The sequence below is a fragment of the Amycolatopsis sp. DSM 110486 genome, from assembly GCF_019468465.1.
GTDB lineage: Bacteria > Actinomycetota > Actinomycetes > Mycobacteriales > Pseudonocardiaceae > Amycolatopsis.
In genome coordinates this window covers 9,175,126-9,197,268 of the sequence record NZ_CP080519.1, presented here as the reverse complement: position 1 = coordinate 9,197,268, position 22,143 = coordinate 9,175,126, and the positions used below count along the sequence as shown (strand labels likewise).

The window sequence follows — 22,143 nt, the reverse complement described above, 5'->3', positions numbered from 1 at the left end:
CAACGACGGAGACGGATCGGTTTCCGGCGGAGCCGGATCAAACCCCTCGGAGGACTCGGGTGGCGGTGCCTCCGCCGGCGGGGACCGCCACCCGAGCGCGCTCAGCAAGTGCTGGGCGCGGACTTGCCCGCCAGCCGGTCGGCGAGGTAGGCCAGCGCGCCGGGCGCGCCCTGCACCGCCACCGTCACGTGGTCGCCGATCGGGATCCGGCGGTACTGCACCGCGGCGCCCTGCGCGCAGTACGTGCGCACGAGCTTGTCCACCGGCGGCGAGAACGCCAGCTCGTCGAACACGCCCTGGTAGACGTAGACCGGCGAGCCGGGCTTGAAGCGCCCCATGGTGTTCTCGGCGATCACGCGCTTCACCGCGGGCACCTCGAGCAGTTGCGGCACGGTCGTGTAGTCGCGCATCCGCCGGAATGCCTGTCCGACCGTGAACTGCGCGATGCACTGGTCGCCGACCTCGGTGAACGCCTGCTTGCCACGCGCGTTGAGCAGCGTGTCCGTGTCGATCTCCGGGTATGCGCGGGCCAGCCCGACGGCGGCGCCCACGTAGATGCCCGCGAACGGGCCGCCGTCGATGTGGCGGGCGATGTAGTCGAGGTCCGCGGGCACGCCGCCGGCGGCGACCCCGGCGAACTTCAGCTCCGGCGCGTACCGCGGCTGCAGCTCGTTGGCCCACTCACTGGCGAGCGCGCCGCCCGAGTAGCCGATCAGGCCCGTCGGCGTGCGCGGGCCGGCGAGCCCGGCGGGCGGGAACGACTGCGCGGCGCGAATCCCGTCCAGCACACCGTGGGCGGCGTTGGCGGCGGCCGCCCACTCGGAGTCCGGACCTTCATAGTCGGCGGTCACCACGGTGTAACCGGCCGCGACCAGCGGAAGCATCAGCGCCAGCTCCTCGGCCGGCAGCGCGGTGCCCGTGGTGAGGACGTATGAAGGCGCGCAGTCGGTGGTCAGCCCGTCCTGCGCGGTCTGGTACGACACGAGCTTGCGCGCGCCGGCCGCCGGCGGGTTCACCGGCTGCATGATCGTGGCGACGTCTGCGATGGCGGCACCGTCGGTGTCGGTCGAGCGGTACTTCACCTGCCACGCGCGCACCGGCGCGGGCAGGGTCAGCGCCCGGATAGTGACCGGGCGCGAGTCGAGCACGGTGCCCGGCGCGACTTCCGGGAACGGCGAGGGCTGGGCGTAGAACGGGTCGCTCGCGGGATTTCCGGGCGACGGCGCGGCGGTGGCGGACGGCGTGGCGGCCGTGAAAGACCGTCGCGGCCATCGCGGTGACGACGGCGAGGGCGGAGAGCTTTCGGCGGATGTCGACGCTGACAGTGGGCACGGGACCTCCAACTCAATACCGAGCGGTATCGGGTCAGAGGCTTACCAGATGACCTGGATCACAGTCAACGAAAAACGTCCAGGTGAGGGAGCTGTAGTCTCCGGCTCATGGCCCCTTCGCGGACCCCGCGCCGTCGCCCGAGCCGCGCCGAGACCCGGCGCAAGATCATCGACGCCGCGAGCGAGGTGTTCGCCCGGCAAGGCATCGCGGCCACGTCGCTCAACGACATCGCCGCGGCGGCCGGGCTCACCAAGGGCGCGGTCTACTCGAACTTCGAGGGCCGCGACGACCTCGTGCTCACCATCATGGAAGAGCACATCGTGGAGCGCATGCGTTCGGCCACCACGGCGTTCGACGAGCTGAGCGACCTCGGCGCGGCCACCGCGGAGGCGGGCGCGCGGCTGGCCGCGGGCGTCGACACGGACGCGACGTGGCACCGGCTTCTGCTGGAGTATTGGGGAATCGCGATGCGCAACCCGGCCGTCCACAAAGGACTCTCATTGCGCCGGGCGCAGCTGCGCGACGCCATCACCGCGGCCATCACGCGGGCCGCGGCCCAGCACGGCGTCGAGCTGCCGCTGCCGCCGGAACAGCTCGCGGTGGTGGTGCTGGCGCTGTCCAACGGGCTCGCGGTGGAGCGCGGCGTCGAAGCGTCCGCGGTGCCGGACTCGCTCTTCGCCGACGTGCTGAAGCTGCTGGTCTCGCCACACGCGGTCAGTGGTACCGCAGAGCCACCGGATTCTCCTGCTCCGCCAGGTACTGCCGGAAGGTGATCACCCCGTCGGCGTGACCGGGCGCGAGGTTGCCGCCGTCGGCGTAGGCACGGAACAACGCGCCGGGCAGCCGCACCGGCAGCACGCGTTTGGTCCGGCCGCTCGCGGCGAGCACCGCCTTCGCCAGGTCCGCCGCCGCCAGCACCTCCGGTCCGCTGAAGTCCGGCGCCCGGCCCGCGGGCTCCGCCTTGGCCAGCTCGGCCAAGCGCACCGCGAGGTCGCGCACGTCCACGGGCTGGAACCGCCAGCGCGGCACCGGGACCACCGGCAGCCGGGCCGCGCCCGCGAGCACGGCGCGCACGAGCGCGTGGAACTGCGTCGCACGCTGGATCGTGTGCGGCAGCCCGGAACTCGCGAGCACGTGCTCGGCGGCGAGCTTCGCCGCGTAGTAGCCGAGCGGCACGCGGTCGACGCCGACGATGGACACGTACACGACGTGCGGCGGGTTGCCCGTCCAGCGCGCGGCCTCGACGAGCGTGCGCATCGTGGCGACCTCGCGCCGGTAATCGGTGGCGCAGTGCAGAACGACGTCGCAGCCCGCCAGCGCGGTGTCGATCCCGCGCCCGGAGCGCAGATCCCCGACGACCCATTCGGCGCCGCCTCCACCGCGGCGCCGGCGGCTCAGCGCGCGCACCTGCTCCCCCGCCTTCACCAGGCGTTCGACGACCACCCTGCCGAGCTGACCGGTCCCGCCGGTCACCAGGATCCGTTCCGGCACGCCGCCCCTTCCCGGCACCACCGCCCGGCCGGACGGCTTCCGCGGCCATCCTGGCACGCGCCCGCCCGGCCCGGAAGCCGTGTGCTTCAGCGGAAGATCAGCGCACCGCGCCCACGCGGACCGCGTGCAGGCCTTTCGACGCGATCGGCTCGCCGCAATGCGCGCACACGCTCTTCACGTGCAGCTGTTCACCGCAGTCGTGCTCGTACACCGTCGGCGGCGGGCCCTGGCGGATGAATCGGTCGCCCCACTGCATCAGGCCGAGCAGCACCGGCTGGAGCGCCTTCGCGGACTCCGTGGGCAGGTACTCGAAGCGCGGCGGGTGGTCCTCGTACTGGCGCTTCTCGAGCACGCCGGCGTCGACCAGCTTGCGCAGCCGCGCCGCCAGGATGTCGCGGCTGGCCCCGGTGTTCTCGGCGATCTGGTTGAACCGCCGCTCGCCCAGCAGGACCTCCCGGAGCGCGAGCAGGCTCCACCGCTCGCCGACCACCTCGAGCGCGTCCGCGATCGAGCACTCCCGGCCTCGCGTTGCCATCCGTCCCACCTCCGTTACACCCCAGCAGGAATTTCCAACCTAGCACGTCACCACCAGGGTGTGAGGTGGCCGACAACCCTCGCCGAGTGAGTTGTGTTATCCAACCCATAACGCGTACAACGGGATCAAGCGGCTATGCAAGGAGGCAGGTCATGAGGGACGCGGTCATCGTCGACGCGGTGCGGACACCGATCGGCAAGGGCAAGCCCACGGGGCAGCTGGCGGGGGTCCACCCGGTCGATCTGCACGCACACGCCATCCGGTCGCTGGTCGAACGCACCGGCATCGACCCCGCGCTGATCGACGACGTGATCAGCGGCGCGGTCGGGCAGATCGGCGAGCAGAGCATGAACACCGCGCGCTGGGCCGCGCTCGCCGCGGGGCTGCCGGAGTCGGTGCCCGCCGTGACCGTCGACCGCCAGTGCGGCAGCAGCCAGCAGGCCATCCACTTCGCCGCGCAGGGTGTGTTGAGCGGCGCCTACGACATCGCCATCGCCTCCGGCATCGAGTCCATGGGCCGCGTGCCGATGGGCAGCCAGATGGCCGGCATGGACCCGTTCGGCGCCGGTGTCGCCGCCCGTTACCCCGAGGGCCTCGTGCCACAGGGCATCAGCGCGGAGCTCATCGCCGCCAAGTGGGGCTTCTCGCGTGAGCAGCTCGACGCGTACTCCGCCGAGAGCCACCGCCGCGCGGCCCAGGCCTGGGCCGACGGCAAGTTCGCCGGCGAGGTCGCCGCGCTCAAGGCGCCGGGCCCCGACGGCACGCTCGTCGACGTGACCACCGACGAGTCGGTGCGCCCGGGCACCACGTCCGAGGTCCTCGCGGGCCTCAAGCCGGCGTTCAAGGCCGACCTCTGGTCGGAGCGCTTCCCGCAGATCGACTGGCGCGTGACGGCGGGCAACTCCTCGCCGATCAACGACGGCGCCTCCGCGGTGCTCATCACCAGCAGCGACACGGCGAAGAAGCTCGGCCTCAAGCCGAGGGCGCGCCTGCACTCGTTCTCGGTGGTCGGCGACGACCCGCTCTACATGCTCACCGGCGTGATCCCCGCGACCCGCAAGGTGCTCGACCGCGCAGGGTTGAAGCTGTCTGACATCGACGCGTTCGAGGTCAACGAAGCCTTCGCCAGCGTCGTGCTGGCGTGGCAGGCGGAGCTCGGTGCGGACCTGAACAAGGTCAACGTCAACGGCGGCGCCATCTCGATCGGCCACCCCCTCGGCGCGAGCGGCGGGCGTCTCATGACGACGCTGCTGTCCGTACTGGAGCAGACCGGCGGCCGCTACGGCCTGCAAACCATGTGCGAAGCCGGCGGCCTCGCCAACGCGACCATCATCGAACGGCTGTAACTCTGCCCCGACTCCGTCGGGGCGTGCGAGATCGCCTTTGAGCCGGCTTCCCGATTGTGCGGTCGGATCGGCCGGGGGCCGATCGCACCACACAATCGGGAAGCCGGCGCGATCTCGCGGGTGCAACGGCCGCTAGGTTGCCGGGATGGGGTGGAACCTGGGCGAGCTCATCACGAAGTACGACGTACCGGGCGCGCAGGTGGCTGTGCTGGCCGACGGGAAGATCCGGGACGAGGCCGCGGGTGTGCTGAGCCTGCGCACGGGAGTCGAGACCACGTCCGACTCGGTGTTCAAGATCGGCTCGATCACCAAGATCTGGACCGCCACCCTGGTCCGGCAACTGGTGAGCGAGGGCGTGCTGGATCTCGACCGTCCCGTTCGCGAGTACGTGCCCGGTTTCCGGCTGAACGACGCGGCCGCCACCGCATTGCTGACCGCCCGCCACCTGCTCACCCACACCGGCGGCCTCGACGGCAACCACTACGCCGACACCGGTCGCAACGACGACGCGATCGAGAAGTTCGTCGCCGCCCTCGCCGACGCGGACCAGCTCCTTCCACCAGGCACGCTCTTCTCCTACTCCAACAGCGGGTACGCGCTGCTCGGCAGGCTCGTGGAGGTGGTGCGCGGCAAGCGTTTCCACGACGTGCTGCGCGAACACCTCGTGGCACCGCTGGGGCTGCGGTCCGTCGCCACCGACCCGTACGAGGCGATCCTGCACCGCGCCGCGGTCGGCCACGTCGAGGCCGGCGGAGAGCTCGTGCCCACCACGTCGTGGGCGGCCCGCTACCACTGCGTGCCCAGCGGCTCGCACCTCGCGATGAGTGCGCGCGACCTGCTGGAGTTCGTCCGCCTGCACCTCACCGACGAGACGCTCGCGGCACTGCGCGAACCCCAGCTCGAGTCCGTCCCGGACTTCGGCGGCGGCATCCTCGGCTGGGGGCTCGGCTGGATGCTCTACCAGGACCGCGTGCTCGGCCACACCGGCGTCTCCAAAGGACAAAAGGCGTTCCTGCGCGTCGTCCCCTCGGCCGGCGTCGCGGTGGCGGTGCTGACCAACAGCGCGGGCGGTGAACCGCTGGCGCACGAAATCTTCAGCACGGTGCTCGGGGAGCTCGCCGGCGTCGGGACGGCACCGCTCCCCGTGCCGCCCGCGAACCCCACTCCGATCGACGCGGACCGCATGTGCGGCACCTACCGCACCACGCTGTACGACATCGCCCTCGCCGTCGAGAACGACCGCGCGTTTCTCACCTACCACCCTCGAAGCGAGCTCGCCGCGTCCCTCCTCGGCAAGCGCGAGAGCCGCGTCGAGGTCGTCCGCCTCGGCGACAGCACGATCATCACGCTCGAGCCGAAGTTCGACGGCCACCAGGTCCTGTCCCTGGTCGGCTCGGGCGAGCACGGCCGAGCCCGCTTCCTGCACAACGGAGCCGCCGCCACCCGGATCGCCTGATCATCAAGAGTCATCGGCTTCCAGGCCGTCGCGGTCGGCCCACTCCAGCAGGGGCTCCAGGGAGAACACCGCGTCGTCGATACCCGCGTGGAGGTCGCCCAGCTCCGCGAAGCGCGCGGGCACTGTGGCGATGGTGCACTCGCGCGGCTCGACGTCGTCGACCTCGTCCCAGCGGATGGGCGTCGACACGGTGCCCTCCGGCACGCCGCGCACGGAGTACGCGCTGGCGATCGTGTGGTCACGCGCGTTCTGGTTGTAGTCCACGAAAAGCTTCTTCGGATCGCGGTCCTTGCGCCACCACGTGGTCGTGACCTCGTCGGGCGCGCGCCGCTCCACCTCGCGCGCGAAGGCCAGCGCCGCGCGGCGCACGTCGGCGAAGCCCCAGCGGGGTTCGATGCGCACGTAGACGTGCAGCCCGCTCCCGCCGGAGGTTTTCGGCCAGCCGACGGCGCCGAGCTCGTCCAGCACCTCATGGACGACGTGCGCGACGCTGCGGACCGTGTCGAAGGGACAGTCGGGCATCGGGTCGAGGTCGATCCGCCACTCGTCGGGCTTTTCCGTGTCCGCGCGACGCGAGTTCCACGGGTGGAACTCCACAGTGGACATCTGCACCGCCCACGCGACGTGCGCCGCCTCCGTCACGCACAGCTCGTCGGCGTAGCGGCCGTAGCGCGGGAAGTGCACCCGCACGGTCTCCAGCCACGGCGGCGCACCGTTCGGCACACGCTTCTGGTGCACCTTCTCCCCCGCGACGCCCGAAGGGAACCGGTGCAGCATGCACGGGCGCTCCCGCAGGGCGCGCACGATGCCCTCGCCCACCGACAGGTAGTAGTTCACCAGGTCCAGCTTTGTCTCGCCCCGGGCCGGGAAGTACACCCGGTCCGGGTTGGAGATGCGCACCATGCGGTCCCCGACCGCGACCTCCACCGCCGAGTCTTTCGCCATGCCGTGACGGTAACCGCTGCGGGGCGCGGGCGCGATCAGATCCGCACGAGCCGCACCCAGCCGTCGCCCGTCGCCGGTGAGGACAGGTGCCAGGTGTCCGGTCCGGAGATCGGCGTCCAGCTCCAGTCGAGGCGGTAGTCCACGGGCCGGGGCCTGCGAGCGGTGTCGAGCCAGTGGTAGTCCACCCGCAGCAGGAATCCGCCGACCGGTCCCGCCTCCGCGATGCGCTGCGCCACCAGCGGGACGACGCGGCCCTGGTCGGCGAACGTGTCGACCATCGCGCATTCGCAGAAGTACGCGAGGGTGCCGATCTCGGGCGGGGCCGCCACCGTCGCGTCGCCGACCCGCGCGCCGATTTCCCGGCCGGCGCGGGCGTAGTCCGCCGCCGTGGCCCAGTTCCCGAAGATCGGCGGCGCCGTCCAGGGCACCCCGCGGTCCACGTCGAGGTATCCGGCCGGCAGCACCGCGAGCGCCAACGCCAGGATCGCCACGCCCACCCGGAACGCGCCGCCGCGGGCCAGCCACCCGGCGGCGACCACGAACACCACGGTGAGCGCGACGATCGGCGCCACGTAGTACCACTGGTAGGGCGGCACGCCGAGCAGCGAGTACGCGCCGTAGTACGCCAACCCTCCCGCACCCAGCACACCCACCGGCCCGAACCTCGCGGCCTGTTCCCGGCGCACCACGAGCCACCCCAGCCAGCCGAGCAGCGCCACCAGCCCGGCGGCAGCCGGGGCGAAGGCCACCAGCGTCGCCTTCCAGCGCTTCGGGTCGAGGTAGTACTCCGGCCCGTTGCCATAGGTGTACTCGCCGAACGCGCCCTGCGTCGTCTTGATCAGGAAGGTGTCCGGGATCGCCGAGCCGAGCGCGAACCAGCTGAAGACGAACCACGGCAGGCACACCGCGAGCGCCACGCCCACTACGGGCAGCAGCCGGCGCCGCAGCGCGCCGACCCCCAGCGCGAACAGCACCACGAAAACCACCAGATCCAGCCGCACCAGCACCGCGAGCCCGGCCACCACGCCGAACCCGATCGCCCGGCCCTCCAGCGCGTACGCCGTGAGCAGGACCAGCACCGCCGAAATCAGGTGCACCTCCAGCCCCGTCGCCGACAGAACGAACGGGTTGACCAGGATCGCCGCCGTCCCCGCCACAGCCGTGAAAAACGGCAGCCGCAGCGCCCGGGTGATGCGCGCGAACCCCCAGCCCACGGCTGTCATCTCCGCCACGAACACGAGTCCCGCGCCGGCCACCGGGTGGACCTGGCCGCCCGCGACCCGCGTGAGCGTGCCGCCGAGCGCGAGCAGCAGGACGTTCAACGGCGAGGTCGCCGAGTTCGCCGTCTCGGCCTCGACCAGGCCCCAGTGGAAGTGCTCAGCGAGGTTGCGCGCGTACCCGAGCGTGATGAACGAGTCGTCGATCAGGCTTCCCTTGACGCCGAGGAACACCACGGCCGAGACCGCGGCCACCGTGGCCGGCCACAGCACCGCCCGGCCACGGCCGCGTCTCGCGGGCTCCCCCGGCTCGGCCGGGAGACGCCCAGGGGCCACGGCCCGGCCCACGTCAGGTCCCGTCGCCGCGCACGAGGTAGAGCACCTGCTCGCCGGCCCATGGCGACGCGATCCGCCACTGCGCCAGCACGTTTGCCGGCGCGGTCGCGCCGACCGAGGTCGGGACCAGCGCGTACTCGGGCTTCACGGCCACCGCGCCGTAGTCGAAGTAGTGGAAGTTAAGGTCGACGAGCTTGCGGCCGAACGAGCCCATGGTCGCCTCGCGCTGCGCGATCGCCGGGCCGACCGCGCCGCGGTCGTCGAACAGGTCCACGATCGAGCAGCCGCAGCTGTATGCGAGCACCCCGATCTCCCCGCCGCTGCGCACCGTGCCGGTACCGACGAGCCGGCCCAGCTCCGGCCCGATTCGCTCGTACTCGGCGGTGGTGGTGTGGTTGGACATGATCGGCGCGAACGGCCGTGGCAGCCCGCCCCACGCGTAGAACGCCGCGCTCACGACCACGAGCCCGACCGCCGCCAGCACCGCGGGCGCCCCGGCCGTCCAGCGGGCCACCGCCGGTGCGCGCCCGGCCACGGCGGCGACTGCTGCGGCGAAGAAGAGCGTGGTCACGGCGATGCTCGGCGCGTAGTACCAGTGATAAGGCGGTACGTGTAGCCGCGAGTACGCCAGGTAGTGCACGACCCCGGCCGGCACCAGCGCCACGAACGGCAGCAGTGTCCTCGCCGCGGGGCCGCGCCGCACCAGCGTGAGGAGCCAGACGGCGAAAGCGACCACGCCCAGCGCCGCCGGGAGGAACGAAAGCCACGTCGCCCCAGGGAAAACGCTCTCGTACAGCGCGGGGCCGTTCGAGAACCCGTAGGCGCCCCAGGACTTCTGCAGCGTTTTGATGATCAGCGTGTCCGGCACCGCGGACCCGAGCACGAACCAGCTGAACACGAACCACGGCAGCGCGACGACCACCGCCGTCAGCAGCGACTTGCCGAGCCCGGCCCAGAACCGCACCCGCAGGAGGACCACCACGATCGCGATCAGCACCAGGTCCACCCGGATGAGCACGAGCACGCCCGTGGCCACGCCGACGAGCACCGGCCGCCGCTCGGCCGAGAACACCAGCAGGCACACCACCGCCGCCACGCCGAACTCGACCTCGAGCCCGATCGACGAGATCAGCAGCGGGTTCACGGTGAGCAGCGCGACCGCCAGCGGCGAGAACCACCGCGGCAGGCCCGCCCGGTCACCCAGGCGGGCCAGGCCGACGGCGATCACGACCTGGCACAGCACGTACAGGATCGCCGCGGCCACCACGGCGTCGCGCACCACCAGCGTCAGCCCGGCCAGCACCAGCACGCTCAAGGGCGAGGTCGCCGTGTTCGACGTGCCCAGCTCGATCAGGCCCCAGTGCCCGTGGAAAGCGAGGTTGCGGGCATAAGACAGCGTGATGAAGGTGTCGTCGATCAGGTGGTTGCGGAACAACGCGAACGCGCCGGCCGAGAGCACGGCGACCACGAGCGCGAGCACGCCGTGGCGGCGCGGTGCCGGTCCGGCGTCCTCGACGTCGCCGGGTGCGGTGGTGCTGGTCGATGCCACGCGGACTCCTCGTCGGGAGGGGTCGGGCAGGGTCTCAGCGCGCGGGCTCCAGCGTGAAGTGCCCGATGCCCTTGGCGGCCGAGTACACCGTCCACGAGTCGGGTCCCGAAGCCGGGCCCTTGCCGTAAAGAAGCCGGTAGTCTACCTGGCGCGGCGGCTGATTCCGGTCGAACCAGTGGTAGTTGATGCGCAGGCCGAGCCGCGAGACGGCGCCGTCCTCCGCGATCCGCTTGCGCACGATCGACGCGACCTGGCTGCGGTCGGAGAACACGTCGAGGATCTGGCAGTCGCAGTAGTACGCGAGCGTGCCGATCTCCCCCGGCCCCGCCACCGACGCGCCGTTGAGCCGCTGCCCGAGCTCGCGGCCCACCCGCGCGTAGTCGGTCGAGCTCGCCCAGTTGCCGAAGATGACCGGCGAGGGCCACGGCACGCCCTGCGCGAGGTCGATCGACACCATGCCGAGCGCGGTCACCCAGGCCAGACCCAGCGCCGTGAGCGGCGCGGCTTTGCGCAGCCGCGGCCGACGGCCGGACTCAGCCAGCCAGATGCCGGTCATGAGCACGGCGAACGACCCGATCGTGGCCGTCGGCGTCACGTAGTACCAGTGGTACGGGCCGACGCCGAGCGTCGAGTACACGATGTAGTAGACGACGCCGCCCAGGCCGAGCCCGACGACCGGCGCCAGAGCCGGGAAGTCCTCCCAGCGACGCGCGAAGCGCAGCCCGAGCCAGGCCAGCAGGATCACGGCACCCGCGACCGCCGCGGCGAACGTGAAGATCACCGTCACCGGCTGGTACAGGAAGTACATCACCGGGCCGCTGAAGTAGCCCCAGGCGCCGAAGAGGCCTTCCTGGTCCTGCTTGATGACCAGGGTGTCGGGGATGAACGAGCCGAGCGCGAACCAGCTGAACAGGAACCACGGCGCGGCGACCAGCACGGCCGTGCCGAACGCGCGCCAGAAATGCTGCCGGATGGCGCGCGTGCCGAACGTGATGATGAGGACGAACACGACCAGGTCGAGGCGGGTGAGCACCGTCAGCGCCGCGAACACCCCGAACAGGACCGGCCGGCCCTCGACGGCGAACACCGTGAGCCACAGGAGGATCGCCGGCACCAGCAGGACCTCGAGGCCCGTGGCCGAAAGGAGGAACGGGTTCACGACCACGATCACCACGCCGAGCAGGCCGACCCACGTCGCCAGCCCGAACGAGCGCGCCAGGCGCTGCCACGCCCAGCCGATGGCGGCGGACGAGAGCACGGTGAGCGCGCCGAGCGCGACCACCGGGTGAGCCGCACCGCTGACCCGCGTGACGAGCGTGAGCAGCCCGAGCAGCAGCACGTCGAGCGGCGAGGTCGCCGAGTTCGCCGTGATGCCCGGCACCAGCGCCCATTCGCCGTGGAGCGCGAGGTTCTTCGCGTAGGCGAGGGTGATGTACCCGTCGTCGGTCAGGCTCCCGCGCACGAGGAGGAACGACAACAGGCCCAGGAGAGCCGCGGCCCAGGGCAGCCAACGGAAGCGCACGGAGCGTGACCGTACGGCACTGCTGGTGTGGGGCTCCACACGGCTGTCCGCGTCTTCCGGGATCGTGACCACTGACTCATCCACCGACATGGTCCGGGAACAGTAGGGGGTGTTCGTTCCGGCGATGTTAACGCCCCGCCCGTAACGTCCCCGTTTTTTCAGATCAGAGCGTGGCGGCCCGTGCGCTCAGCGTCAGCGCTCTGGTCGAGCACGCGCGCGGCGACGCGGCCGATCGCGGCGTCGAGCTCGGCGCGGTCGCCGGTGCCCCAGTCGGCGAGCCGCTCGGCCAGCCAGTCGCGCCAGGCGCGCACGAGCTTGCCGAACTCCTCGCGCCCGGCCGCGGTGAGCGCCCAGCTCCCGCCGGAGAACCTGAGGTACCCGGTGAGCTCCAGCCGCGCGAACGCGGGTTCCAGCACCTGCGAAGGCACGCCGTAGTGTTGCCCGATCGCCGTGAGCGTCGCCGGTTCGCCACGGCGTTCACGCAGGTGGACCTGCACGAGACACCACAGGCCACCGTGGTCGAGATCGGAACCGGAGCGCGCCGCGATGGCGGGCGCGACCTTGCGCCGCTCGCGGAAGAAGAGCGTGGCGACGGCCCGTTCCAGCTCGCGGTCGTGGTCGCGCGCCTCGGGCATCGCGAACCCGTCGCCGAGATCGGGTGCGGCCGCCCTGGACGTGTCACGCAGCGGCACCTCCTTGAGGAAGAACGCCAGCGCCAGCGCGACGAGGCCCACCGGAGCGGCCGACAAGAACACCACATGCAGTGAATCGCTGTACGCGGCGATCACGGGCTGTGACACCGCCGGGGGAAGCTGGTGCAACGCCTGCGGCACCTGCGTCGCCCGCGGATCGACTCCCGGCGGCAGGGGGTGCGCCGCGAGAGCGCCGGCCAGGTTCGGGCCGAGCTGGTTGGCGTAGACCGTGCCGAAGATCGCCGCGCCGAACGAGCTGCCGATAGACCGCAGGAACGTGACGCCGGACGTGGCGACGCCGAGGTCGCGGTAGTCGACCGTGTTCTGCACCGCGATGGTGAGGACCTGCATGCCGAGGCCGATCCCGAGACCCAGCACCGCCATGTACAGCGCCGACTCCCAGAACCCGGTGTCCGGGTCGAGGCGCGAGAGCAGGTAGAGCCCGGCTGTCATCAGGGCGGAGCCCACCAGCGGGAAGATCTTGTACCGGCCCGTGCGGCTCACGAGGTTACCCGAAAGGATCGACGCGAACAGCAATGCCAGCACCATCGGCAGCAGCCGCACCCCGGACGACGTCGCCGAGACGCCTTGCACGTACTGCATGTAAGTGGGCAGGTAGGACAGCGCCCCGAGCATCGCGAAGCCGACGACGAAACTCATGATCCCGGCCACGGTGAACACGGGGTTCCGGAACAGCCGCATCGGCAGCATCGGTTCTTTCGCCCGGAGCTCCACCAGCACGAACAGCCCGAGCAGCACGATCGAGCCGACCGCCATCCCGATGATCGTCGGCGAGCCCCACGCGTACGTGGTGCCGCCCCAGCTCGTGACGAGCGTCAGCCCGGTGGCGGCGAGGCCGATGAGCAGGATGCCGAGGTAGTCGATCACGGGCTTGAGGGCGGCTCGCGCGTTGGGCATCGCGGACGCGGCCACGATGAGCACCACGACGACCAGCGGGATGTTCACGTAGAACGCCCAGCGCCACGACAGGTGGTCCACGAAGAAGCCGCCGAGCATCGGCCCGGCCACGGTCACCACGCCGAACACCGAGCCGAGCGCGCCTTGGTACTTGCCGCGCTCGCGCAGTGGCACGACGTCGGCGATGAGCGCTGTCGAGGTCACCATGAGGCCGCCGCCGCCCAGTCCCTGCACGGCCCGCCACACGATGAGCCACACCATGCTGTCGGCGAAGCCGCAGAAGAAGGACCCGACCCCGAAGATCACGACGGACAGCTGGAACATCAGCTTGCGCCCGAACAGGTCGCCGAGCTTGCCGACGACCACGGTCATGATCGTCTCGGCCAGCAAGTACGCGGTGACGACCCACGACAGGTGCCCCGCCCCGCCGAGGTCACCCACGATCGTGGGCAACGCGGTGCCCACGATCGTCTGGTCCAGCGCCGCGAGCAGCATGCCGAGCAGCACCGCGCCGAACACCGCGTTGATCTTCCGCCGCGACAACCCGGCCCCCAGCGCGGCCGGCTCCTCCTGCGTCACCTCGGCGGTGGCCGTCATGCGCCCTCCTCGTCACCCGCTCGGCGGTCGTTCCCGCGGGTCCACCGTAGGGCGAGGTGTCCACTGTGGATAGCCACTCGTTCCGGTGACACCGGGCAGGTCCGAGGCTCCGGCGACCGTCACATTGACCGGACGCGTGAGCGTGGCCAGAGTGTCCCTCGTGGACTACGTGGACGAACGCTCCGGCCGCCGCTACCCGCTCGACGCACTGCGCTGGTGCGGGGACGACGGCGCGCCGCTCACCGTGGAAGCGCTGCCGGGCATCACGCGCGAGCAGGTGGACACCGCCACGCGGTCGCTGTGGCGCTACCGCGCCGCGCTGCCCGGCGATCTGCGGCCGATCTCGCTCGGCGAGGGCTGCACGCCGCTGGTCGAGCGCCCGTGGCGCGGGCACGACACGCGGTTCAAGCTCGAGTGGTTCAGCCCCACGGGGAGCTTCAAGGACCGCGGCAGCAGCGTCATGCTCTCGGCACTCGCCCAAGCCGGCGTGCGCGAGGTCCTCGAAGACAGCTCCGGCAACGGCGGTTCCTCGGTGTCGGCCTACGCGGCCGCCGCGGGCATCGCGGCCACGATCCTCGCGCCGGAGGCGACGTCGCCCGCGAAGATCCTGCAGAGCCGCGCGTACGGCGCGACCGTGGACCTCGTGCCGGGCACCCGCGACGACACCGCCGCCGAAGCCCTGCGCCGATCCGGTGAAACCACCTACGCGAGCCACAACTGGCACCCGTTTTTCCTGCAGGGCACCAAAACCCTCGCGTACGAGCTGTGGGAGGACTTCGGGTACACCGCGCCGGACACGGTCGTGACCGTGGCCGGCGCGGGCAGCATCGTCCTCGGCCTCGACCTGGGGTTCGGCGAGCTGCTCGCCTCCGGCGCGATCGCGAAGCGGCCGCGCCTGCTCGTCGCGCAGCCCGCGAACTGCGCGCCGATCGACGCCGCCTTCCGCGCCGGTGCCGACAGTGCCGTGCCGACGCAGTTCACGCCGACGATCGCCGAGGGCACCGCCATCCGCGAACCGGTCCGCCTCCCCGAGGTGCTCGCCGCGATTCGCCGCTCGGGCGGGGCGACGGTGGCGATCGCCGAGGACGAGATCGCCCGCGCCGCGCGGGAGCTCCCGCGGATCGGCCTCTACGCCGAGCCGACCAGCGCCACCGCGGCGGCCGCCGTCGACCTCTTCCGCGCCGACGGCGTGCTCGCGCCCGGAGAGAGGACCGCCGTCATCCTCACCGGCTCGGGGCTGAAGGCGGCCACCACGATGAGCACGCTCATCTGACCCCGCACCCGGTCAGCGGTCGTGACTGCGCCGGTCGTAGGAGACCGCGTAGATCGCGCTGCGGGCGGCCAGGATCGGGTCGTCGGACAGCTCGATGCCCTCGGTGAGCAGCGTGGGGTCGAAGACCTGGGAGTTCCAGTGCTTCTGGTCGGTGACCTCGGCGGTGATCGCCAGCCGGCCGGCCGTGATCTCCGTGCGTTCCTCGGGCCAGACCAGCGTGGCGTCGTTCGTGGGGTCGCCCGGCTCGCCGAGCTGCACCTTGAGCGTGAACTCGACCGGTCCGCGCGCCAGCCGCTCGCCGAGCTCACCGGTGAGGTGCTCGGCCGACCAGTCGCCGCCCTCGCCGGCGGCGAGCACGTGGTCGCCGGCCTCGGGCACCCAGCGGTAACGCACCGGGCGCAGGGAACCGTCGGCGGCGCGCCAGAAGAACGCGTGGATCGCCCAGTAGGTGGTGGTGCCGTAGCTGACCGGCGTGGGCAGCTGCGAGGCGGTGAACAGGCCCGGGCCCGCGCTCGGGTGCGCGCCGACGTGGGCCTGCACCTTGCCGAGGTCGGGCGCGCCGGTGGCCGGGTCGGGCTCGGCCGACTTGAGCAACGCGAGGAAGTCCTCGGGCGTCGCGGCGATGAACCGGTCGAGGTTCACGCCGACGATGTCGGTGTTGCCGCCACCCGGGAGGTGGAACTTCACCGCGAGCCCGCGCACGGCCGTGCCGGCGTCGGGCAAGTGCGGGTTGGTGTCGGTGTGCGAGAACCGCACGGTCGCGCGCACGGGCTCGCCCCGCAGGTGCGCCGCCGTGGTGAGGTCGGCGGCGACGCCGGACGGGACGAAAGTGGCGTCGTAGCAGACGCCCCGGGCGTGGGCCCGGCGGTAACCCGGGTAGGTGCCTTTCAGCTGCTCGATCTCGTCCACGATGGACACGGAGAGCTGGGACGCGGGCAGTTCGGTGGTCATGTCGCGAAGGTAACGGCCGTCGCGCGTGCGCGCCCGCCGCATTACCCTCCCGGCCACGGAAGTGTTCCTGAAGTTCCCCGCGAACCTGAGAGATATTCCGAAATCCCGGTCACCGGAATCGCCGGCCCGCGCGAATCAAGCCTTGATCAAGTCACCGGAAGAATGGTGCCGCTGTCAAATCGAGGGAGCGTTTTCACGGGATTTCCCCCGAGTGAGGTGTCGCACACCTTAAGTCTTCCTTGGTGTGCTTGGTCACGCGCGCCCGCACCGCTAGCGTCACGCAACCATGGATTCCACAGTGGTCGCAGGCGAAGGCGACAGCTACACGAAAGCACTGGGCAACCGCCAGGTGCAGATGATCGCGATCGGCGGCGCGATCGGTGTCGGCCTCTTCCTCGGGGCCGGCGGCAAGCTCCAGCAGGTCGGCCCGTCGCTGGTGCTCTCCTACGCCATCTGCGGCATCGCCGCGTATTTCGTCATGCGCGCACTCGGTGAGCTCGTCCTGCACGAACCGAGTTCGGGAAGTTTCGTCACCTACGCCCGCAAGTTCATCGGGCCGTGGGCCGGTTTCGTCTCCGGCTGGATGTACTGGGTGAACTGGGCGATGACCGGCATCGCCGAGATCACCGCCGTCGCGATCTACGTGCACAAGTGGCTGCCCGACGTGCCGCAGTGGATCACCGCGCTCGTCGCGCTCGGCGTGCTGCTCGGCGTGAACCTGGTGAGCGTGAAGCTGTTCGGCGAGCTGGAGTTCTGGTTCTCCGTGGTGAAGGTGCTCGCGATCGTCGTCTTCCTGATCACGGCGATCGGCCTCGTGTTCGCGGGCGCCGACATCGGCGGCACCCCGGCCGGTGTGCACAACCTGACCGACCACGGCGGCTTCTTCCCCGCGGGCATCGGCATCGCGCTCATGACCCTGCAGGCCGTGATCTTCGCCTACTCCGCGATCGAGGTCGTCGGCATCGCGGCCGGCGAGACCAAGGACGCGCGCAAGGTGCTGCCGAAGGCCATCAACGGCGTCGTCTGGCGCATCGGCGTGTTCTACGTCGGTTCGGTGCTGCTGCTGGCGATGCTGATGCCGTGGTCGTTCTACAGCGGCGACGAAAGCCCGTTCGTCACCGTCTTCTCGCGCCTGGGCATCGGCGGCATCGGCGACGTGATGAACGCCGTGGTGCTCACGGCCGCGCTCTCGTCGTGCAACTCGGGTCTCTACTCGACCGGGCGCATCCTGCGGGCGCTGGCCGACCACGGCGAGGCGCCGAAGTTCGTCGGCCGCATGAACAACCGTCACGTGCCCTACGGCGGCATCCTGTTCACATCGATCGTCTACGTGCTCGGCGTGGTGCTGAACTACATCGTGCCGCAGGAGGCCTTCGACATCGCCATCGCGGTGGCGTCGCTCGGCGTGGTGGCCACGTGGGCCACGCTCATCTACTCGCAGATCCGGATGCGCCAGGCCGCGCTGCGCGGCGAGGTCGAACGGCCGAGCTACCGCATGCCGGGCGCGCCCTACACCGGCTGGGCCACGCTCGGGTTCCTCCTGCTGGTGGTCGTGCTGATGGGCTTCTCCGACGGCGCCGAGAAGATCGCGTTCTACTCCATTCCCGTGCTCGCGATCGTCCTGGCGGTCGGCTGGCGGATCGTGGCGCGCCGGCGCGGCGCGCGCGTCGGCGACAACGCCTGAGCCCGGCACCGGGCCGTACCGCACACGCCCGGCCGGGCACCGTTCCCGGCCCGGCGTGTGCGGTGCGGGCATACTCGGATCCGGCGGCGCGGACGCGTCGCACGGCGGGAGGTCGGTGATGGTGTCGTCGGAAACGTCCCGGAAGGTGACGATCCACGACGTCGCCCGCAGCGCGGGGGTGTCGCGCCAGACCGTGTCGCGGGCGCTCAACGACAAGGCCGAGATCGACGGCACCACGAAACAGCGGGTGCTCGACGCGGCCCGTGAGCTCGGCTACCGGCCGAGCCGGTTCGCCCGCGGCCTCGTGCGCCAGGACACCACCACGATCGGGCTCGTGATCCCCGACCTGCTCAACCCGTTCTTCACCGAGGTCGCCGCCGCCGCGCTCGAGGCCGCGCGCGCCCGCGGCTGGCACGTGGTCGTGTACGACACCTCCGACAGCGCCGAGGAAGAACTCGGCACGCTGCAGGTGATCGGTTCGCAGGTCGACGCCGTCGTCGGCTACTTCAGCCGGCCCGAGGACGAGCTCGACCGGTTCACCCGCGGCATCCCCGTGGTCCTCATCGGCCGCGAACACCACACGCCCCGGTTCAGCTCGATCCGGGTCGAGGGCGCGGACGGCGTGCAGGCCGCGATCACGCACCTCGTGCGAGCCGGTCACCGGCGCATCGGCATGCTCGACCACGCGGGCCGCGCCGAGCCGAGCGTCCGGCGCGACTGGTTCGCCGCCGCGGTCGCCGCGCACGGGCTCGAAGCCGAGGTCGTCGAGCGGGCCGCCCAGTCGGTGGACGGCGGGGCCGCGGCCCTGGAGGCGCTGCTGGCCGAGCACCCCGACGTGACGGCCGTGTTCACCTTCAACGACATCATCGCCATGGGCGCCCTGCGCGCCGCCCGCCGCCTCGGGCGCCGGGTGCCGGACGACCTCGCCGTGGTCGGGTTCGACGGGCTCCAGCTCGGCACCGTCGTGGACCCGGCATTGACCAGCGTCGCCCTCGACACGCGCCGGCTGGGCGCCCTCGCGATCGACCAGGCCGCGCGCCTGCTCACCGGCGCGACTCCCCTGTCGGCCGACGAGCTCGTGATCCAGGCCGAGCTGCTGGTCCGCGAATCCGCCTGAGCCTCTCCGCTTGACACCTCACGGCACCTCGCGCACACTTCCGGGCAATTCGTGAACGTTCACGGGAGCGTTCACGGAGCTCTCCGGAGGGTCCCCGATGACGTTGACTCGACGACGGTTCCTGACCGGCGCGGCGGCACTCGGCGCCGCGGCGTTCGGGGCAGTTGCCTGCACCAGTCCCACGACCGCCAACCCAGGGCGGATCACGCTCTGGTACACCTCGAACGGCCTGTCCGACGTCGTGCTCGGCGAGGCCGTGAAGCGGTTCGCCGCCGACAAGCTGACCCCTTCGCAGGTCAGCGGCGAGCTGAAACAGCGGCTGCTCGCCGCGCTGGCCGGCGAGGCCTACCTGCCCGACATCACCATGCTCGGCGACGACATCGCCACCTACTTCGCCGACACCGACCACTTCGTCGACCTGAACAGCCTCGGCACGGCCGGTGTGCGCGACGAGTACCTGCCCTGGAAGTGGCAGGCGGGCACCAGCCCCGACGGCTTCCAGCTCGGGTTTCCCGTCGACGTCGGCCCGGCCGCGCTGTACTACCGCCACGACCTGTTCGCCCAGGCCGGCCTGCCGAGCGAGCCTGACGAGGTCGCCGCGGCCGTGTCCACATGGGACGATTACTTCACGTTCAGCGCCCAGGTGCAGAAGAAGCTGCCCGGGCGGTACATGATCACCGACACCAAGACGGTGTTCACGTACTCGCTCGCGCAGGAACCGCGCAAGTACTTCGACCGGGCCAACCACTACCTCGACGACCAGTCGCAGGTGCGCCGCGCGTGGGACCGGGCCGTGCAGGCGTTCCGGATGGGCCTGACCGCCGGGTACGCGGGTTCGCAGAGCGTCAACGGCCAGTCGATCGACCGCCACGCGGCCTGGAACAGCGGCAAGGAGCTCAGCTTCGTCAACGCCTCCTGGATCACCGGCGAGCTCAAGGAGTCGGCGCCGGGCACCTCGGGCAAGTGGCGCGTGTGCCGGCCGCCCGGCGGCGCGGGCAACCAGGGCGGTTCGTTCCTGGCGATCACGAAGTACTGCCCCGACCCGCACGCCGCGTTCGAGATCGTGAAGTGGCTGCAGTCGCCGCAGAACCAGCCGCAGACGTTCCTGGACCTGGGGCTCTTCCCGCCCAGTCCGTCGGCCTACACCGACCCGCGGCTGCTCGCACCCGAGCCGTTCTTCGGCGGGCAGGTGACGATGGACGTGTTCTCGAAGATCGCGCGGGAGGTCCAGCCCGTGTACTTCAGCCCGTGGGACATCACGATCAGCGACACGTTCACCGACGAACTGACCAATGTGGAGAGTGCGGGCAAGGACCCCGAGGACGCGTGGCGCGACGCCCGCGCTTCGGTGGAACGCCTGCTGCGCCGCCAGGGGGTGCTCTCGTGACCGCGATCCTGCCCGCCGAGACGGCCGGCGCCCGCCGCGCCCCGGTCCGCCACACCGCCGACGGCCGCCGCAAACGGTGGCGCTACCTGCCGCAGTACCTGGCCGTCGCGCCGTTCTTCGTGCTGTTCGCGATCTTCGGCGTCTACCCGGTGCTGTACTCGCTCTACCTCGCGCTGCAGCGCTGGGACGGCGTCGGCCCGATGAAGTTCGTCGGGCTGGAGAACTTCGCGTTCCTGCTGTCGGACACCACGTTCTGGGACTCGATCGGCAACACTCTGATCATCTGGGTGATGTCGACGGTCCCGATGACGGCGCTCGCGCTGCTCATCGCGGTCGGCCTCAACTCTTCGGTGCGGTACAAGGGTGTGCTGCGCGTCGCGTACTTCCTGCCGAACGTGACCTCGATCGTGGCGATGTCGCTGGTGTTCGGCTCGATCTTCTCCGACGAGTTCGGGATCCTGAACTGGTTCCTGGGACTGTTCGGCATCGGCAACGTCGATTGGCTGAGCGACCCGTGGGCCATCCGCGGCGCGATCTCGGTCATGATCATCTGGCGCTGGACCGGCTACAACGCGATCATCTTCCTGGCCGGGCTGCAAGCGTTGCCACCGGATGTGTTCGAGGCGGCCCGCATCGACGGCGCCGGCCCGGTGCAGACGTTCTTCCGCATCACGCTGCCGCTGCTGCGGCCGGTGCTGCTGTTCTCCGTGGTGATGTCGGCGATCAACGGGCTGCAGATCTTCACCGAGTCGCAGGTGCTCCTCGGCAACCGCGGCGGCCCGGGCGGCGCGGGCATGACGATGGTCCTCTACTTCTACAACACGGCCTTCGCGGACAACGACTTCGGTTACGGCGCGGCGATCGCGTGGGGCATCTTCGTGGTCGTCGTCCTCTTCTCGATCCTCAACTGGCGGCTCGTGATGCGGCCCGAGCGCGGCCAGGTCCAGACCAAGGGAGCCGGCCGATGACGACCAGGCGCGCACGGGTGCTGACGCTGGTGGCGCTGATCGTCGGCGCCCTGATCACCCTTTTCCCCTACTACTGGCTCGCCGTGATGGCGTCCAACACCACGGCCGACATCTACGCGACCCCGCCGCGGCTGACGTTCGGCGGGCACCTGTTCGCCAACATCGGCGAGGTGTTCGCGAAGATCGACTTCTTCGGATCGCTGCTCAACACGCTGATCGTCGCCGTGGTCACCACGTTGCTGGTGCTGTTCTTCGACTCGCTGGCGGCGTTCACCTTCGCCAAGTACGACTTCCCGGGCAGCAGCGTGCTCTTCGGCATCCTGCTCGCGACGTTCGTGGTGCCCACGCAGCTCTCGGCGATCCCGCAGTTCACGTTGATGGCGAACTTCGGCTGGGTCGGCGACCTCAAGGCGCTCATCATCCCGGCCGCCGCCAACGCGTTCGGCATCTTCTGGATGCGCCAATACGCCCGCGGCGCCATCCCGGACGAGCTGCTGGAAGCGGCCCGGATGGACGGCGCGGGGTTCTTCCGCACGTACCTGTCGGTCGGGCTGCCGGTGCTGCGCCCGGCGCTCGCGTTCCTCGGCATCTTCACCTTCGTCAACGCCTGGAACGACTACCTGTGGCCGCTGGTCGTGCTGATCGACTCCAACCACGTGACGCTGCAGGTGGCGCTCTCGCAGCTGCAGGGCGTGTACGTGAAGGACTACAGCGTCGTGATGGCCGGGACGCTCGTGGCGATCGTGCCGCTGATCATCGTGTTCCTCTTCGGTGCCCGGCACTTCATCCGCAACATCGCCGCCGGCGCCCTCAAGGGCTGAAAGGAA

At 70.8% G+C, this 22,143-nt stretch carries 19 protein-coding genes; 10 read left to right on the top strand and 9 right to left on the bottom strand.

What is annotated here, in order from left to right; genetic code table 11:
• Positions 1-101: 101 nt before the first annotated feature.
• The gene (locus K1T34_RS44415; RefSeq protein ID WP_255638846.1) at positions 102-1,025 is read right to left on the bottom strand and encodes a lipase family protein; all 924 of its coding nucleotides are present in this window, start codon (positions 1,023-1,025) and stop codon (positions 102-104) included.
• Here K1T34_RS44415 and K1T34_RS44410 point away from each other — a divergent pair.
• Positions 922-1,191 carry a hypothetical protein gene (locus tag K1T34_RS44410; RefSeq protein ID WP_220240627.1) on the top strand — a complete coding sequence of 90 codons (270 nt, stop codon included), beginning with the start codon at positions 922-924 and terminating at the stop codon, positions 1,189-1,191. The two genes, K1T34_RS44415 and K1T34_RS44410, sit on opposite strands and share 104 nt — an antisense overlap.
• A gap of 248 nt (positions 1,192-1,439) precedes the next feature.
• Positions 1,440-2,105 (top strand): TetR/AcrR family transcriptional regulator, encoded by a 666-nt coding sequence (locus K1T34_RS44405; RefSeq protein ID WP_220240626.1) that lies wholly within the window; start codon positions 1,440-1,442, stop codon positions 2,103-2,105.
• Here the strand turns inward: K1T34_RS44405 and K1T34_RS44400 are convergent.
• Entirely contained in the window at positions 2,047-2,823 is a 777-nt protein-coding gene (locus tag K1T34_RS44400) for an SDR family oxidoreductase (RefSeq protein WP_220240625.1), read from the bottom strand. The two genes, K1T34_RS44405 and K1T34_RS44400, sit on opposite strands and share 59 nt — an antisense overlap.
• 97 nt (positions 2,824-2,920) lie before the next feature.
• On the bottom strand, positions 2,921-3,358 hold the full coding sequence (locus tag K1T34_RS44395; RefSeq protein ID WP_220240624.1) for a helix-turn-helix domain-containing protein: 438 nt from the start codon (positions 3,356-3,358) through the stop codon (positions 2,921-2,923).
• A 152-nt stretch (positions 3,359-3,510) separates the two neighbouring features.
• On the opposite strand from K1T34_RS44395, the gene K1T34_RS44390 reads away from it, so the two are divergent.
• Both K1T34_RS44390 and K1T34_RS44385 read left to right on the top strand, forming a co-directional pair.
• Entirely contained in the window at positions 3,511-4,704 is a 1,194-nt protein-coding gene (locus K1T34_RS44390) for a thiolase family protein (RefSeq protein ID WP_220240623.1), read from the top strand.
• A gap of 145 nt (positions 4,705-4,849) precedes the next feature.
• Positions 4,850-6,160 carry a serine hydrolase gene (locus tag K1T34_RS44385; RefSeq protein ID WP_220240622.1) on the top strand — a complete coding sequence of 437 codons (1,311 nt, stop codon included), beginning with the start codon at positions 4,850-4,852 and terminating at the stop codon, positions 6,158-6,160.
• 3 nt (positions 6,161-6,163) lie between these two features.
• Here the strand turns inward: K1T34_RS44385 and ligD are convergent, their stop codons facing one another.
• The 5 genes from ligD to K1T34_RS44360 form a co-directional block, all read right to left on the bottom strand.
• On the bottom strand, positions 6,164-7,105 hold the full coding sequence (gene ligD / locus K1T34_RS44380) for a non-homologous end-joining DNA ligase (protein WP_220240621.1): 942 nt from the start codon (positions 7,103-7,105) through the stop codon (positions 6,164-6,166).
• 35 nt (positions 7,106-7,140) lie between these two features.
• Positions 7,141-8,658 (bottom strand): hypothetical protein, encoded by a 1,518-nt coding sequence (locus K1T34_RS44375; protein ID WP_255638018.1) that lies wholly within the window; start codon positions 8,656-8,658, stop codon positions 7,141-7,143.
• A 13-nt stretch (positions 8,659-8,671) separates the two neighbouring features.
• Positions 8,672-10,207, bottom strand: coding sequence for a hypothetical protein (locus tag K1T34_RS44370; RefSeq protein ID WP_255638017.1), 1,536 nt, complete (start codon positions 10,205-10,207; stop codon positions 8,672-8,674).
• Between the two features lie 34 nt (positions 10,208-10,241).
• The gene (locus tag K1T34_RS44365; RefSeq protein ID WP_255638016.1) at positions 10,242-11,729 is read right to left on the bottom strand and encodes a hypothetical protein; all 1,488 of its coding nucleotides are present in this window, start codon (positions 11,727-11,729) and stop codon (positions 10,242-10,244) included.
• Between the two features lie 158 nt (positions 11,730-11,887).
• Positions 11,888-13,936, bottom strand: coding sequence for an MDR family MFS transporter (locus K1T34_RS44360; protein WP_220240620.1), 2,049 nt, complete (start codon positions 13,934-13,936; stop codon positions 11,888-11,890).
• Positions 13,937-14,096: 160 nt separating this feature from the next.
• Between K1T34_RS44360 and K1T34_RS44355 the strand changes: the two genes are divergently transcribed.
• On the top strand, positions 14,097-15,209 hold the full coding sequence (locus K1T34_RS44355) for a pyridoxal-phosphate dependent enzyme (protein WP_255638015.1): 1,113 nt from the start codon (positions 14,097-14,099) through the stop codon (positions 15,207-15,209).
• A 12-nt stretch (positions 15,210-15,221) separates the two neighbouring features.
• On the opposite strand, the gene K1T34_RS44350 is transcribed toward K1T34_RS44355, so the two are convergent.
• Complete coding sequence (locus K1T34_RS44350; protein ID WP_220240618.1) at positions 15,222-16,160, bottom strand: catalase family peroxidase; 939 nt, start codon at positions 16,158-16,160, stop codon at positions 15,222-15,224.
• 286 nt (positions 16,161-16,446) lie between these two features.
• Between K1T34_RS44350 and K1T34_RS44345 the strand changes: the two genes are divergently transcribed.
• From K1T34_RS44345 to K1T34_RS44325, 5 genes are all read left to right on the top strand, one after another.
• The gene (locus K1T34_RS44345; RefSeq protein WP_220240617.1) at positions 16,447-17,844 is read left to right on the top strand and encodes an amino acid permease; all 1,398 of its coding nucleotides are present in this window, start codon (positions 16,447-16,449) and stop codon (positions 17,842-17,844) included.
• A gap of 145 nt (positions 17,845-17,989) precedes the next feature.
• Positions 17,990-18,961, top strand: coding sequence for a LacI family DNA-binding transcriptional regulator (locus K1T34_RS44340; protein WP_220240616.1), 972 nt, complete (start codon positions 17,990-17,992; stop codon positions 18,959-18,961).
• Positions 18,962-19,058: 97 nt separating this feature from the next.
• Positions 19,059-20,348 (top strand): extracellular solute-binding protein, encoded by a 1,290-nt coding sequence (locus tag K1T34_RS44335; RefSeq protein WP_220240615.1) that lies wholly within the window; start codon positions 19,059-19,061, stop codon positions 20,346-20,348.
• Positions 20,345-21,316, top strand: a complete 972-nt coding sequence (locus tag K1T34_RS44330) for a carbohydrate ABC transporter permease (protein WP_220240614.1) — start codon at positions 20,345-20,347, stop codon at positions 21,314-21,316. The genes K1T34_RS44335 and K1T34_RS44330 overlap by 4 nt, the downstream gene beginning before the upstream one ends.
• On the top strand, positions 21,313-22,137 hold the full coding sequence (locus K1T34_RS44325; protein ID WP_220240613.1) for a carbohydrate ABC transporter permease: 825 nt from the start codon (positions 21,313-21,315) through the stop codon (positions 22,135-22,137). Before K1T34_RS44330 ends, K1T34_RS44325 begins: the two co-directional genes overlap by 4 nt.
• The last annotated feature ends 6 nt before the right edge of the window (positions 22,138-22,143 follow it).